This window comes from Curtobacterium sp. MCLR17_032 (assembly GCF_003234795.2).
Lineage (GTDB): Bacteria > Actinomycetota > Actinomycetes > Actinomycetales > Microbacteriaceae > Curtobacterium.
This window is the reverse complement of record NZ_CP126268.1, coordinates 3,199,178-3,214,355: the sequence shown is the minus strand read 5'-3', so window position 1 is coordinate 3,214,355 and position 15,178 is coordinate 3,199,178. Positions and strand designations below refer to the sequence as shown.

10 protein-coding genes are annotated in these 15,178 nt (G+C 70.7%); 7 read left to right on the top strand and 3 right to left on the bottom strand.

Translation table 11 applies throughout. From position 1 onward, the window contains the following. Positions 1-121: 121 nt before the first annotated feature. From DEI97_RS15275 to DEI97_RS15245, 7 genes are all read left to right on the top strand, one after another. Positions 122-355, top strand: coding sequence for a hypothetical protein (locus DEI97_RS15275; RefSeq protein WP_146248061.1), 234 nt, complete (start codon positions 122-124; stop codon positions 353-355). Between the two features lie 66 nt (positions 356-421). Next, positions 422-841, top strand: a complete 420-nt coding sequence (locus DEI97_RS15270) for a hypothetical protein (protein WP_284158282.1) — start codon at positions 422-424, stop codon at positions 839-841. A 563-nt stretch (positions 842-1,404) separates the two neighbouring features. After that, entirely contained in the window at positions 1,405-1,971 is a 567-nt protein-coding gene (locus DEI97_RS15265) for a hypothetical protein (protein WP_146248059.1), read from the top strand. A gap of 30 nt (positions 1,972-2,001) precedes the next feature. Next, complete coding sequence (locus DEI97_RS15260) at positions 2,002-2,418, top strand: hypothetical protein (protein ID WP_146248058.1); 417 nt, start codon at positions 2,002-2,004, stop codon at positions 2,416-2,418. A 347-nt stretch (positions 2,419-2,765) separates the two neighbouring features. Continuing rightward, a complete protein-coding gene (locus DEI97_RS15255; protein WP_146248057.1) occupies positions 2,766-5,429 on the top strand; it encodes a hypothetical protein in 2,664 nt (887 codons plus the stop codon). Further along, positions 5,426-6,784, top strand: a complete 1,359-nt coding sequence (locus DEI97_RS15250) for a type 1 periplasmic-binding domain-containing protein (RefSeq protein WP_111073818.1) — start codon at positions 5,426-5,428, stop codon at positions 6,782-6,784. Before DEI97_RS15255 ends, DEI97_RS15250 begins: the two co-directional genes overlap by 4 nt. A gap of 48 nt (positions 6,785-6,832) precedes the next feature. Continuing rightward, positions 6,833-11,095: a type VII secretion EssC family protein gene (locus DEI97_RS15245; protein ID WP_111073817.1), complete on the top strand. Its 4,263-nt coding sequence runs from the start codon at positions 6,833-6,835 to the stop codon at positions 11,093-11,095. Positions 11,096-11,455: 360 nt separating this feature from the next. Here the strand turns inward: DEI97_RS15245 and DEI97_RS15240 are convergent, their stop codons facing one another. From DEI97_RS15240 to DEI97_RS15230, 3 genes are read right to left on the bottom strand one after another with little or no spacing between them, the layout of a single operon-like run. Next, on the bottom strand, positions 11,456-13,567 hold the full coding sequence (locus DEI97_RS15240; RefSeq protein ID WP_111073816.1) for a serine/threonine-protein kinase: 2,112 nt from the start codon (positions 13,565-13,567) through the stop codon (positions 11,456-11,458). 46 nt (positions 13,568-13,613) lie between these two features. After that, positions 13,614-14,435: a mycothiol synthase gene (gene mshD / locus DEI97_RS15235; protein WP_258376631.1), complete on the bottom strand. Its 822-nt coding sequence runs from the start codon at positions 14,433-14,435 to the stop codon at positions 13,614-13,616. Then, entirely contained in the window at positions 14,435-15,115 is a 681-nt protein-coding gene (locus DEI97_RS15230; RefSeq protein ID WP_111073815.1) for a response regulator transcription factor, read from the bottom strand. Before DEI97_RS15230 ends, mshD begins: the two co-directional genes overlap by 1 nt. Between the last annotated feature and the right edge of the window lie 63 nt (positions 15,116-15,178).

Sequence of the window (15,178 nt, the reverse complement as noted above, 5' to 3'; positions counted from 1 at the left end):
GATCCGATGGCCCGGATCGCTGGAAGCGGGAGAGGACGAGGGGAGTGATCGTGGCCTCATCCATAACCTGTGTGTTCACCGGACCGAAGCGCTCGAAGAGTCGGAATCGTCTCGTCGGTGGTTGCTCGACGATCCGACACCCTGTACCGAGCGCGCGGTCGTGATCGAGACGTCGGAATGCGGGACGTTGACGCTGCGCTGGGGCGTGACGTCGGAGACCAAGGGATCCACCGCTGACGGCGTCGCTGCCAACACGACGTGGAAGTTCTGGATCGGGGCAGGCTCGTACAAGCTGCATCCCTTCTTGAACACCATTCGGCAGGCGGTGTTCGTCAGGGAGCCCCGACGCGCGTGAGATCGAGTTGGAGGCGGCATGACGAAAGGAGTGAATGTGGACCCCTTGGACCAGAACGGTGAGAGCGTGCGAAAGTACTCGAGGCCTGTGCAGTGGGTGGCGTCGCTGCTCGTATTGGCGCTCTTCGCGATCGTGCTGTTCGTGTTCCTGATCGGACCCGAAATCCTCACGAGGTACGACAGCGCGCACACGACGACGATCAGTTGCAAGGTGACAGCCGCCTACGCTGGCTCGGCTTCGAGCCGGTCGCTGAAGGGGGCAGGCACATCGTCGCCCCAAGTGCAGTACCGGTCGCCGGATTGCGGCACTCTGGTGATGAGCCGAGGGCTCACTGCTGACCTCGCGAAGAAGAGGGCTGCTGAGATCGTCAGAGGTGAGCGTTATGCTTTCCGGATAGGTGAAGGTTCCGCACGCCTCCTTGGGTTGTTTCAAGCTGTCGGGATGGCTCCCGACGTTTCCGGCGTGCGTGCGGACGGCGATGAATGAATCGATTTGCTACCTGCCCGAAGGTCGCAGAAACGTCAGACGATCGCGAGGGGAGAGGCATGAGAAAGCCGGTTGTGCAAAGGCGCCTCGTGCATCGACGTATTTCATTCCCCGAGGATGAGTGGAAGTCATGAGTCATAGCCTCGCCCTCGGGGACGGTCCCTGGATGTCGAAGCGCAAAAGTGCGACCGTCACTCTTGTGTGGCTTCTCTCCGTTGCCGTCATCCTCTCGGTGTTCGTGTTTGGTCCGCTCGCGCTCGTGCGTTCGACCTTTCGCATCCGAAGAGGCTCACCTGTGAGGTGTCTTCAGTTGAAGCGACGTCGGTGTCGGTGTCATCGACGAACCTGTCGAGTACGACCACTCCCCAGGTCGACGTCACGACCAAGAATTGTGGCGCTCTGACGATCCAGCACGGAATCACCGACGAGAACTGCGATCGTGTTGCTGCCTCGCTGAAGCCAGGTGACTGGGAATTCGTCGTCGGAGCGGGCTCCTTCGATTTGCGTGAAATGCTCGGAGTCCTTCGGGTGCGACCAGAGATCATGAGTTACCGAAAGGCCGCGTGACCGGGAGATCGGCACAGGTCCACATCGGAACGTGTCGCGACCCGCCGGTTGATCAGCCGCACATCACGACCATCAATTCCAAGGCCACGCGCGCTCACCTTGGTTCGACCTCGAGTCGATCGCTGAATTCGGAGTCCATGATGCCTGTTTCGAAGCGCAAGATGTCGAAGACAACAGCGCGGGTGTTGTTCGTGCTGTGGGCCGCCGTCATCGTCTTCGTGAGTTCGTTCTTCCTCGCCGGGCCGGCGGTGCTCCGGTCCTACGACGACGCACACCGCGTGCGATTGGTATGCGTGGTCTCTTCCGCGGAAGCGAGCACCGGAGCTTCGCGCTCGGCGAAGGGCGTCGGCGCATCGACACCGCAGGTCGTCATCGAGTCACGCGAGTGTGGCAAGTTCGTCCTGCGTGAGGGAGTCACGAAGGACAACAGCCGTGACGTCGCATCGAGCTTCAAGAGCGGAACCACGTACGACCTCGAAGTCGGTGACGGATCCTTGACGCTGCGGAGTCTGCTGCGAGTGTTCGGCGCATCTCCGGAACTGCTCGGGTACCGACCCGCATGATCTGTCGAAGGTCATCATGGAAGGCGCGGCATGACTGAGCGCGTCGTGAGTACCGCAGCCGGATCTGACGCGGAGCCCGAACGACGACGGGGCGGAGTCCTCGTCGTCGTGATCCTGGTCGCGATGGCTCTGGTCACGGTGCTGGTCCTCGGCGGATCGTATGCGTTGCATGCCGACGACCGGTCCCACGTGATCTCCGTCGCGTGCACCGTCACAGCCGCCGAGGGAGACGTCGGATCGAGCTCCTCGGGCAAGGGGATCGGATCGTCGTTCGACCAGGTCGAGATCTCGACCAAGGAGTGCGGACCGCTCGTGCTCCGGCGAGGGGTCACGGCTGACAACAAGGACGCGATCGCTGCTCGGCTCGAAGCAGGAGGACGGACCCGTTTCGAGATCGGTGCGGCTTCGTTCCGTTTCCGCGAAGTCCTCGTCAGCGTGCGTGAGTGAGTGGTCGTCTTCGGGTTCAGCGAGCAACGCTGAACCAGGGCGCCTCCCATCCGGGACGCCGCCGGCAACGGTGAGGGACCGCGGAGCGTGGTTGATACCCGACGTGGCCCGAACGGGGGAGTCCCGAGCCTGTGGAGAACGGAACCCGGGAGGTGCGCTGCCCGGCTAAGATCAACACGCTTGTCGGTTCTTGAGGGGGACGGTCGTCAATGTCGTTGCGCATGCTGCATCCAGGGGTACGAACGAGGAACGGCCGCGCGCTCGCCGTGGTCGCGATGGCGGGTGCTGCTGCGTTGGTGCTCTCGGGGTGCACCTCGTCGGACCAGACGGTCGAGAAGCCGTCGCGTGTGCTTCAGACGGTCGACACGAAGCTGGCGGCGGACGGGTCGATCACCGCGATCTCCGACACCGCGATCTCGGTCGGCAAGGACGGCTCGTCGTCGTCGGTCACCGAGCACGACACCGCGAAGGCCGCCACGGACCTGCCGCTCCGCGTGACGACGCAGTACACGACCGCCAAGAAGAGCGGTACCGACCTCGCGGACCTGGCGGGTTACTCCGGACGGGTCGAGATCGACCTGACCGTCGAGAACCTGACCGTGCGGTCCCGCAACCTCACGTACGACGTGGCAGGCGCCTCCCGGACGACTCCGGCCCTCGTCGGCGCTCCCTTCAGCATCGCGGCGTCGACCGTCCTGCCCGGCACGAAGCCGAGCAAGATCGTCACCGACACGTCCAACGACGCCACCGCGACGGACGGTGTCGTGAGCGCCAACGGCGACGGCGACGCGGTCGTGCAGTGGGGACGCCTGCTCGCTCCGCCGACGTCGGGCGCCAGCACGACCCTGCACCTCGTCGCGAACGTCGACGACTTCGCAGCACCGTCGTTCGACATGGCCGCGCAGCCGGGCATCTCGACGGACCTCTCCTCGACCGGCGTGGTAAACGCGGCCTTCGGGTCCGACACCGACTCCGAGCTGGCACTGCAGCGGCGGACGATCGACCTCATCTCCCAGGTCAACGAGGTCCTGGCGCGCGCCGGCAGCACGATCACCGAGGTCCGGTCGAACCTCGAGACGACCTCCGCGACCCTCGGTGTCCGGACGGCCGAGCGGCTCAAGGAGAGCAGCTCGTCGTTGGCCAGCACAATGAAGTCGCTGTCGGGGCAGCTCGGATCGCTCAAGGGCGACCTCGGGTCCACGGTGAGCGGCACCCAGTCCACGGTCCTGCAGCAGCTGCAGGAGACCACCGGCAGCCTCGACGCGCTCCTCGGTGACACCTCTGCGACCGCGCCCACCCCCGCGATCGACGGCAACGGCTGCGCGGCAGAACCGCGGCAGGCGACCGGTGGCGCCAGCGTCTACGGCAACCTGCTGCGCGTGTCCGCTCAGCTCGCCGGGTACGCAGATGCGAGCGAGGCCTGCAAGCAGCAGGTCAGCGCGCAGCTGGCATCGTCGGTAGGGCCGAGTGACCCGACAGCAGAGAAGTGTGCCGCCGATGACGCGAAGTCGTCGTTGACGTGCGCGCTCTTCGCGTCGTCGACGACGATCACTTCGGCTCTGGCCGACCTCGTGACATCGGGTGACGCGCTCGCTGCCAGCCTGAACCCCCAACTCGCTGCTGCAGCGCTGAAGAGCTATCAGACGGTCAGCGAGGACGTCGGGGTGATCCACGACCGGCTGACGGCCCTGCAGGACGACTCTTCCGCCAGTTCCGGTAAAACGAAACAGGCGCTGCAGGAACTGTCCAACAGCATCGACCTCGCCGAGCAGAACATCGGACGCGTCCGTGCCGAGGTCGGCTCGGTGCACACCCGGGCGGATGCCGCACGTCGGCTGATCGGCGAAACGGGAACCTTCGACAACTCGATGCAGGCGCAAAACAAGGACCTCGCCGACCAAATCTGCAAGCTGATCCTTCGCGACGATTCGACTGGCCTCTTCCCGTCAGCCACTGGGTTGAGCCAGGAACAGGCGGACAAGCTGCGCTCGTATCTAACGAGCACCCCATGCGACGACGGCGATGACAATACGCAGCAGCAGCCACTGAGCCCGCCGTTCCCGTACCCCGCACCCATGGATGCTCGGCTGAAGGACCAGTTCTCCTCCTGGACGGCGGTCATCGACGCGACCAACCTCCAGGACACCGACAGCGGTGTGGGAGGAGCGATTGCGACACTGCAGACGAGCGTCGACGACGTCAAGGCGAAGCTGTCCGAAGTCAGAGACGCACTCGCTTCCGGCGACGGGGACGTCCAAGGCTCGATCCGTGATCTCCAGCCCGTACTCGAGCAGCTGCTCGATTCGGACGCCGCGGTCAAGTCCGGCCTGCAGGGGGTCGTAGACCAGCAGAACCAGCTCGGAGCGGAAGTCAAGAAGAAGTTCGCCGACGCAGACGCCGAGACCTCGAAGAAGATCGACGCCCTCATCGACCAGCAGGTCCGCGACGTCTCAGCGCAGGCCACCACGAGCAACGCTGCCGTCATCAAGGCGTTCGACCAGTCCGTCGCCGGCCTCCGCTCCACCTCGAAGGACGTGACGGCGGGCGCGAAGGGCACGATCGACGGACAGAAGGGCAAGCTCGAGCGCGAGAACGCCGCCCTGGCGAGTGCGGTCGACGCCCAGACGAAGCAGAGCCTCGCGCAGATCGACGCGAGCACCACGGCATCGACGCGCGACGTCGAGGGTGCGAGCACGCTGCTCACCGGCGACCTCAACCGCGTGATGCTCGACCTCGGCGACCGCAAGGTCAACGGGTCCGGCATCCTCGGTGCGATGGCGACCAGCGCGGCGAAGTCCGACTCCGCCGACTACCAGCTGGCCCTCGCCTCGCAGAACGCCGCCGGGTACGCCAACGTCCGTGCCGAGGACGTGGCAGGCATCCTGCTGCAGCAGGAGCAGTTCCGCGCCTCGCTCGACGCGGCGACCGCCCTGCCCGCGTTCCGGATGGACGTGCCGAAGGGCGCCACCTCCACCACGCTGTACGCCTTCAGCATCGGAGCCGCACGATGACGCACCAGGCCGCCGAGGACACGCAGGACGCCCGCGGCCCGCGGCAGCCCCTCGTCATCGTGGCCCTGGCGGTGCTCGTCATCGCGGTGGTCCTGGCCGTCGTGGTCTTCGTCGTCGACCGGAACACCCCGGCGGCCGAAGCCGTGCCGGCGACGATCCCGGTGCCGATCCGGGTCGCCCACGTGCCCGACGGCACGAAGATCGGCGTCGTCGTGACGCTCGGCGACGGCGAGGGGTCCGAGTGGGACGAAGCCGCGCAGGGCGCCCTGGTGGCGACGAAGCGCCTGACCCTCGGTGGGACCGACGTCGAACTCGTCACCCGCAACGACGGCGGCAGTGCGAGCGGGGCGAAGCGTGCCGTCCAGCAGCTCGTCGACAGCGGCGTGGCCGGGATCGTCGTCGCCTCGTCCGGCGCGCACGTCTCGGGCGCGCTCGACGCAGCGTCCTATGCCGGTGTCCCCGTGGTGCTCCCGTACGCGGAGGGCGGTGACGGGTCCTGGTCGACCGCACCGTCCCGGAGTTCGGTGAGCGCAGCGATGCAGCGCGCGATCCGCGGTGCCGACTCGCCGCTCCTCGTGGACCTGGGTGGCGGTGCGCCGTCCGGCATCCGGTTCGCCCACGTGATGGACGCCGCCGACTCGGCCGACGACGCTGCGCTCGCGACGACCGTGGCCGAGCGGACCGGTGCAACCCCGACGACCGCGACGTCGAACGCCACCGCCGCACCGACGGACACCGAGACCACGAAGCCCGACTCCGACGCGGTAGTGGTGAGCGGTCCGGCCGCCCGCCAGGGTGCGTTCGTCGCGGCGCTGCAGTCCGCCGACGTCACCGTCCCGGTCGTGCTCACCCCGGACGCGACGAGCCCGGCGTTCGGCACCGCCCTGGCCGAGGCGAACGGCAGCCTGTCGGGCACCTTCGTCTCGACCGGGGTCGCGACGGACGACGCGCGCGCCCTGACCTCGGATGCGCAGGGCCGCTCGATGTCCGCGTTCCTCGGCGGGGTCCGGGTCTTGGCCGACGACGCGGACGCGCAGAACCTCACCGCCGACCAGCCGTTCAGCGCGGTCGCGTGGGCCGCTGACTCGCGCAGTCACGATGCGGTCGTCGCGCTCGTCCGCGCCGTCGGTGCTGCCCGCAGCGTCGAGCCGTCGAAGGTGGCGGACTCGCTGTCGACGTTGCGTCTCGACTCGTCCGACGGCATCGCCGGTCCGGCGCTGGACTTCCGGCAGCAGCAGGCCCTCCGCACCGATGCGACCGTGCTCGCGGCCTCCTCGCAGACGCTCGGGCTGCGCCCGGCGACGACCGAGCAGACCGCGTCGCTCGTCTGGTTCCAGGACTCGACGGCTCGCTGACCTCCGGCAGAGCAGTACCCACCACCCCACGGACGAGGAGGACCGCGCATGCGTCTGCTGATCGAGCTCGACGACCGACGTGAAGCGGTGGAGGTCGACGGCTGGGCGAACGCCAGCTGCCTCGGCGAACTGATCGAGTCGGCGATCGGCCTCGCGCTGGAGCCCGGCACGACCCTCGCGGTCGACGGGCACCGGACGAGCGTCGACACGCCCCTCCGTGACCTGGTCCTGCTCGAGGGCTCACGCATCGCCCGCACGCCCGAGGAACGCCCGCAGCTCGTGGAGGGCTGGACGGTCACCCTGGCGGGTGGGCTCGTCACCGGTGCGGTGGTGTCCGTGCCACGGTCCCGGAGGCTCGTGGTCGGCCGCGCCCCGCAGGCGGACCTGGTCCTGCCCACCGAGAGCGCCTCGTGGGAGCACTGCACGATCGAGCGGGAGGACGACGGCGTCCGGATCCGAGACGCCGGCTCCACGAACGGCACCGTGGTGGCGGGGGAGCGGCTCGACGAGGACGGCGTGCTCGTCACCGTCGGCACGAGCGTCATCGTGGGTGGAGCGGTCCTGCTCGTCCGCCCGGACCTGCACGAGACACCGGTGCCCGCGCCGGGCTCCCTGCCGAACCTGACCCCGGCGGCGACGGCTCCCTTCAACCGCCCGCCCCGTCCCGGCCGCAACACGGCGGTCGAGCCGGTGTCCCCGCCGACGAAGCGTGACGTGCCGCCGGCGTCGAAGTTCAGCTGGATCACCGTCGCCGCTCCGCTGGTCCTCGCCGGCGCGATGGTGCTCCTGCTCGGCGACGCCCGGTTCGCGCTCTTCGCCCTCCTCAGCCCGGTCACGGCGATCGGCATGTGGTTCGAGCAGAAGCACCGCCGGGCCAAGAACCTCAAGGAAGAGGACGACCGCTTCGCCGGAGCGGTCGAGGAGTTCAGCGGCGAGATCACCGCGGCCGCCGCGATCGAGGCTGCCCGGCGTCAGGAACTCGTGCCGGACCCGGCCAGCGTGGTGCGCCGCGCGCTGCTGCCCGCGACGACGCTCTGGCAGCGTCGTGCCGACGACGTCGACTTCCTCAGCCTGCACGCCGGCACCGGGGACGCGCCCTGGCGGCCGGAACTGGACTCGCGAGCGACGCAGACGAAGCTCGAGGACGACGCGAAGGCCGCGATCGAGTCGAGCAAGCTCACCGCCGCACCCGTCGTCGCCGACCTCAGCGACGCCGGGGTGGTCGGGATCGTCGGTGACCGCGAGGGCGCCCTCGCACTGGCCCGCAGCCTCCTGGTCCAGGCGACCGTGCACTGCGGACCCGCCGACCTGACCGTCGGCGTGTTCTGTGACCGGGGCCGCGAGGACGACTGGTCCTGGGCCTCCTGGCTGCCGCACGCCCGCGTCGCCGGCAGCAGCACCGGCCAGCGCTGGATGTCGGCGCAGCGCGACCAGGGTGCGGCGGTCCTCCGGGGTCTCCGCGAGTCGATCGACGAACTGCCGACGCCGGAGCTGCTCGTCCTCATCGACTCCGAGGTCCTCACCGAGGGCCGTGACGCCCCGGCCCGTAGCCTGCTCGGTCACGGTCGGAGCGCGCTCGGCCAGGTGCGCCGTCCGGGCGAACGTCCGCGCCGGGTGAGCGGCATCGTCATCGCGACGAACGAGCAGCAGCTCCCCGCGGCCTGCACCACGATCATCACGGTCGGCGCGGACGCCGCGGCCACCGTCTACCGACCGGAGGACCGGACCCGCGTCGAGGACGTCGTGCTCGCCGGCCTGTCGCCCGAGGCCGCCGAGCTCTGCGCCCGCCACGTCGCCCACTTCGACGACCCGGAACTCCTGGTGCCCGGGGCGTCGCTGCCGGCCCTCGTCCGCCTGCCCGACCTGCTGGCGAACGAGGCCAGTGCGAGCGAACCGTCCGGTGCCGCCGCCATCCGAGCCGCCTGGGAGGCCCGCACCGGCTTCTCGACGCCGATCGGCTCGTCGGAGAGCGGCGTCCTCGAGATCGACCTGGTCCGCGACGGCCCGCACGGCCTGGTCGGTGGCACGACCGGCTCCGGCAAGAGCGAGTTCCTGCGGTCCTTCGTCGCCGGGCTCGCCGCCCGCAACGACCCGACGCGCCTCAACTTCCTGCTCGTGGACTTCAAGGGCGGCGCCGCGTTCGCCGCCTGTGAGCGTCTGCCGCACACGATCGGCACGATCAGCAACCTCGACGAGCAGCTCGCCGACCGGGCGATCCGTGCCCTCGAGGCCGAGCTCGGTCGTCGGCAGCGGGTGTTCGCCGCCGCGGGTGCGGACATCGACAACCTCGACGCGTACCTGGCGACGAAGCCGGCAGAGCCGATGCCGCGCCTGCTGTTCGTGGTGGACGAGTTCGCGATGCTGGCGAAGGACTTCCCGGACGTCCTCACCTCGCTCGTGGCGATCGCTGCCGTCGGTCGTACCCTCGGCGTCCACATGGTCCTCGCGACCCAGCGGCCGGCCGGTGTGGTGAGCGAGGACATCCTCGCCAACACGAACATGCGCGTCGCCCTGCGGGTGCAGAGCCGCGAGGACTCCACGAACGTCATCGGCGTCCCCTCCGCCGCGGGTATCGGCCGCCAGCAGACCGGTCGCGCCTACGTGAAGCTCGGGCAGGACGACATCACGCCGGTCCAGACCGCGCTGGTCACCGGCCGTGCCCGCGACCTCCGCGCCGAACAGCCGGTCACCGTCCGCCCGACCGACGTCTTCGGTGTGCCGGCCCCGATCGCCTTCAGCGCTCCGGCGGCCTCGGACCTCACCGACCTCGACGTCCTCATCGACGCCATCTCGGCCGCCAACGACGAGGCCGGGTACGCCCCGCCCCGCCCGATCTGGCCGGAGGCGCTCGGCACCTCCGTCCCGCTCGACACCCTGGTCCCCGCCGACGGCCAGGCCGGCGCACCGAGCACGGTCCCGGTCGCCCTCGCCGACGACCCGGACAACCAGCGCCAGGTCACGACCGGGTGGGACCGCAACGAGGGCAACCTCATGCTCATGGGCATCCCCGGCAGCGGCACGAGCACGGCGCTGGCGTCGATCGCCCTGCAGCTCGCACGGACCACGAGCCCCGAGGACCTCGACCTCCTGGTGCTCGACATGGGTGCCGGTGACCTGGCCCCGCTCGCCGACCTGCCGCACACCAGCGCCTACGTCGGGTCCGGAGCCGGTGGAGGTGAACTGCAGGCCCGCATGCTCCGCTACCTCCGGACCGAGCTCGACCGTCGCCGTTCCGCCCCGGGTGGTCGCCGCGCGGTCGTCCTGCTCGATGGTCTCGCCGCGCTCCGTGACGAGTACCAGGACTTCGAGGGCCAGCAGCTCCTCGACGCCCTGTACCGCGTCTACGCCGAGGGCCCGGCGCTGGGCATCTCCTTCGCGGTGACGACGACCCGCGCGAAGGCGGTCCCCTCGGCCATGGACGAGGTCACGACGCAGAAGTGGCTCTTCCGCCTCGCCGACCCGTACGACTACGCGACGATCGGTGTCCGCCCGAAGGACGTCCCGCCGCCGGTCCCGGGCCGCTTCATCGACTCGATCAGCAAGCTGCAGTCACACGTCGGCACCCCGAGCGGCAGCCTGACCGAGGCCGTCCGTGCCGTCGCCGAGCAGTGGCCCGGCACCACGCCGAAGGCCAGCGCGGTCGGCCGTCTCCCCGGAGCCGTCGCCGTCGCCGACCTCGGCGTGCCGGCGCGCTTCGACACCGAACCGTGGCACATGCCGGTCGGCATCGCCGAGGACGACCTCGGTACCGCCGTCCTCGAGGTCTACGACGGCGAGCACGTCCTGGTGGCGGGTCCGGCGCGCTCCGGCAAGTCGTCCGTGCTCCTCGCCCTGGCCGAGTCGGCGCGGAACGCCGACGGCGTCCGACCGGCCGTCTGGGCCATCTGCGACCGACGCTCCCCGCTGGCCTCCGGCCCGTTCGACCGCGTCGCCGTGGGCGCGGACGAGGTCCCGGCGCTCCTGGCCGGCCTCCGCCTCGAGCGCGGTCCGGTGCTGTTGCTCATCGACGACGCCGAGCGGTTCGACGACGCCGACCAGAGCATCGCGTCGGTGCTGTCGACCGAACGCCCGGGCCTCTGCGTCGTGGCCTCCGGTCGGTCCGCCGACCTCCGCTCGATGTACAGCCACTGGACGCGGGCGGTCCGCAAGTCGCGGTGCGGCGTGCTCCTGCAGCCGGACGTCGACTACGACGGTGAGCTCCTCGGCGTGACCCTGCCCCGCCGGTCCCCGGTGGCGCTGACCGTCGGTCGTGGGTACGCCGCCTCGGGAGGCGCGGTCCGCCTCGTGCAGACCGCCTCCGCCGCCAGCTGACCTGCTGGCGCGCCGTCCGCCGTCGACGCGGCTTCGTCCGGTCCTCGGAATCCACGGACCTGCGCCGACGGCCTGCGCCGATCGGCCGCTTCCGCGTTGCACACGGGCGGACGGGCGGGCCGCCGGACGGGAGGCGCGTGGCGGCCCCGCCACGCGCCTCCCGTCCGCCGACCAGCCGGGCCCGACAGCCCAGCCGGGCTCGACAGCCCAGCCGGGCTCGACAGCCCAGCCGGGCTCGACAGCCCAGCCGGGCTCGACAGCCCAGCCGGGCTCGACAGCCCAGCCGGGCCCGACAGCCCAGCCGGGCCCGACAGCCCAGCCGGGCCCGACGGCCGAGCCGGATCGCACACGGCACCGACCTCAGTCGCGCGTGGTGATACCGAACGGGTCGCTCTCGAGGTTCGTGAAGTTGCCCACCGTGGCCCGCACCGTGCAGGTCGGCGCCACCGACAGCGCGGTCACGACCAGCCCGTCGGACGACACCGCCAGCGCTCCGGAGCAGCCGTCGGCGAAGCGGACGCCGGACTCTCCGCCGGCGACGTCGACGAGCATCTCGGACGGCCGTCCGGTGCTCGGACTGCGGTACAGCGGGTTCAGCTCGTCCGCACCGCTCGGCCACACCGGCACCAGGGTGACGGGCAGCGTGGTCTGGCTGACGCTGCGGTCCGGGGTGCGGACGTCGATGCCCTGCAGTCGCTGCACCGGGTACGCGGTCCCGCTGACGGACTGGTCGGTCACGGCGGCGGTGGTGGCGGTGCCGACTGCGTCGAGCCACTCCTGCAGCGGAGAACCACCCGCACCGGAGCCGGCCCCGGCAGAGGAGCCCGACCCAGCAGAGGACCCAGACCCGGACTCGATCGCGTCCGCCGGCACCGTGGCCTGCACCGTGACGGAGCCGCCGGCCTCGATGTCGACGCCGGACACGCTCCACGCACAGGCGGTGTCGACGCCCGTCAGCGACGGCTGGTTCCGCTTCGCGCTGATGCCCTCGCCGCTCCAGGTGACGGCGGGGCAGTCGGCGCCCTTCGCCGCGGCGGGGAGGACCTCGAGCAGGGGGCCGGTCAGCGGCGCTGTCTGCGCGGCGTAGGTGATCGAGAGCTCGACGGTGCCGGCCGAGGCGTTGACCACGGCCTTGCGTGTGGTGGTCAACCCGGTCGGGAGCGGTCGGTCCTGCTGGTAGGCACTGGCACTCTGCGCGCCGGTCGCGCCGCCCCCGGGGCGTTTCTTCCCGGCGCCGGGCAGCCAGACGACGGCCGCGATGACGAGCACGACGACCAGGACGAGCCCGACGACGCCGAGCAGCAGCATCCGGTTCGTCAACCAGTCGGGTCGGGTGAAGCGGCGGCGGGTGGTCTCGACCTCGGCCGGTGCTGCCGGCAGGACGGGGCGTGCCAGCGGTCGGATGACGGTCTGCGACCCGGCGGTGCCGAGCTCGGGACCGGGTTCGACGGGTCCGTCCTCGGCCGCCACCACGGCGGACGAGTCAGCGTCACTCGAGTCGATCGCGGCGAGGGCGCTCCCGACACCGACTCCGCCACGCACGACCGTCGCGGGCCGCTCGACCTCGTCGAACGCGTCCGGGTCGTCGACGCGCTCGAGGGCCGGGGTGTCCCGCAGCGACCGGGCCAGACGACGGAGGGTCGCGGCGGCGTCGACCGCGGACGGCCGGGCAGCGGGGTCCTTCGCCAGCAGCGACGACAGTGCGGCCCAGAGGGCGTCGGGCACGTCGATCCGCGGCGGGGTGGAGGTCACGTGTCGGTAGGCGACGGCGAAGTCGGTGCCCGGGCCGGCGAACGGCGTCCGCCCGGACAGCAGCTCGTAGAGCATCACCCCGGCGCCGTACACGTCGGCGGCCGGACCGGAGCGCCCCTGGCTGATCGACTCCGGCGCCATGTACTGCGGGGTCCCGAGCAGGCCGGTGGTCTTGCGGTCCCGTTCGGCCACGACCGAGGCGATCCCGAAGTCCGACACCCGGACGTCGCCCGTGCTGCCGGCGGTCCACTCGTGGTCGAGCAGGACGTTGTCGGGCTTGACGTCCCGGTGGCTGACGTCCCGTTCGTGCGCGACGGCGAGGGCGTCGAGGGTCTCGGCGGTGATGGTCAGGGCGTCGCTCGGCGGCAGGGTGCCGACGGCGATCAGCAGGTCGCGGGCGGATCCACCGCCGACCAGGTCCATGACGATGGCGAGGCGGTCGCCCTCGACGACGAGGTCCCGGACGCGGACGATCGAGGGGTGGTCGAGCGCCAGGAGCACCGAGCGTTCGCGGACGAACCGTTCGACGACGTCGGGTTCCGCGGCGAGTTCGGCACGCAGCAGTTTGGCCGCGAACTGCTCACCGGTCGCGGTGTGCTCGGTCCGCCAGACCTCGCCGGACGCTCCGGTCCCCAGGAGCCGCACCAGCCGGTAGGACGCGCCGAGCGGCTCCCCCTCGCCGTACTGGGAGCGCTGCGCGTGCTGCCCGTACTCCGCCACAGATCCCCCGAACCCACGAACGCCGGTGCGTCACCGACGCTCCATGTTACCGGCCGGTCGTCGGCGCCGCGTACTGGACGTCGACCGTGTGGTCGACGAACCCCTGCCGGCGGTAGAGCGCCAGTGCGGGCGCGTTGTCGCCCTCGACGTAGAGCGACAAAGCGTGCAGGCCGCGGTCGACCAGCCGGGCCGCTCCGGCGCGCATCAGGACCCCACCGAGACCCCGGCCCTGCAGGTCCGGTCGGACGGCCACCGCGTAGTACTCGCCGACGCCGTCCTCGACCTTGAGCCAGCAGGAGCCGGCCAGCGCACCGTCGGCGTCGCGCAGCAGCACCAGGTCGTCGCCGGAGAACCAGGCGTCGGACTCGCGGGCGCGCAGGTCGTCGAGCGTCATCCGCCCCTGCTCGGGGTGCGACGCGAAGGCCGCGGCGTTCAGGGCGAGCCAGTCGGTCTCGTCCACGGTCGAGCCCGCCCGGAACGCGTCGAGTCGGTACCCGTCCGGGAGGCCCGGATCACCTGCCGACGTCGGCACCGGTGCGCGCAACTGCAGCAGCGTCCGCTCCGCGGACCAGCCCACCCGGGCTGCGAGGGCGCGGGCGGCGGGGTGGTCACCGTGCGCCCAGGCCCGGGACGGCGGGTCCGCGAGGGCGAGCACCTGCTCGACGAGACGGTTCCCGATGCCCCGGCCACGGGCCTCCCGGCGGACGAACACCTCGACCTCGCCGTCGCGGACGACCGCGACGCCGGTGTCGTCACCGAGGACGTCGGCGCGGCCGGCGCGCAGGTCGACGAGGGTCTGGTCCGAGAACGGGGGAGCCTCGCCGTCGGCGACCCCCGCGTCGGCGAGCTGTTCGACGATCGCGAGCACTACTGGCCCTGCCCGCGGTCGTCGTCGTCGTGCACGTTGAAGCGGTAGCCGACGTTGCGGACGGTGCCGATGAGCGACTCGAGGTCGCCGAGCTTCGCCCGCAGCCGTCGGACGTGGACGTCGACCGTGCGGGTACCGCCGAAGTAGTCGTAGCCCCAGACCTCGCTGAGCAGCTGCTCGCGCGTGAAGACCCGGGCCGGGTGGGTGGCGAAGAAGCGGAGGAGTTCGAACTCCTTGAAGGTGAGGTCGAGCGGCCGGCCGCGGACCTTCGCGGAGTAGCTCGCCTCGTCGATGACGACACCGGAGGCCTGGATCTTCGAGCCGGTCTGGTTCTTCGAGGCGCGGCCGGCGTTCAGGCGGATGCGGGTGTCGACCTCGGCGGGGCCGGCGGACTCGAGCACGACGTCGTCGATGTTCCACTCGGTCGTCACCGCGGTGAGGCCGCCCTCGGTGACGACGAGCACGACGGGCGTCGTCGAACCGCTCGTGGCGAGGATCTTGCAGAGGGCCTTCGCACTGACCAGGTCGGTGCGGGCGTCCACGAACATCAGGTCGCTCTGCGGTGCGTTGACCAGCTGGGCGGCCTCGGCGGGCACGTGCCGGATCCGGTGGCTCAGCAGGCCGAGGCTCGGCAGGACGTCGCCGGGCGCGGCCGAGGTGAGTACCAGGAGCTGTGCCACAGGACCTCCAGAGGGAGAAGACGTCGTTGCGCCATCCTAGTGAGCCCGGGGCGCCCACCCCGA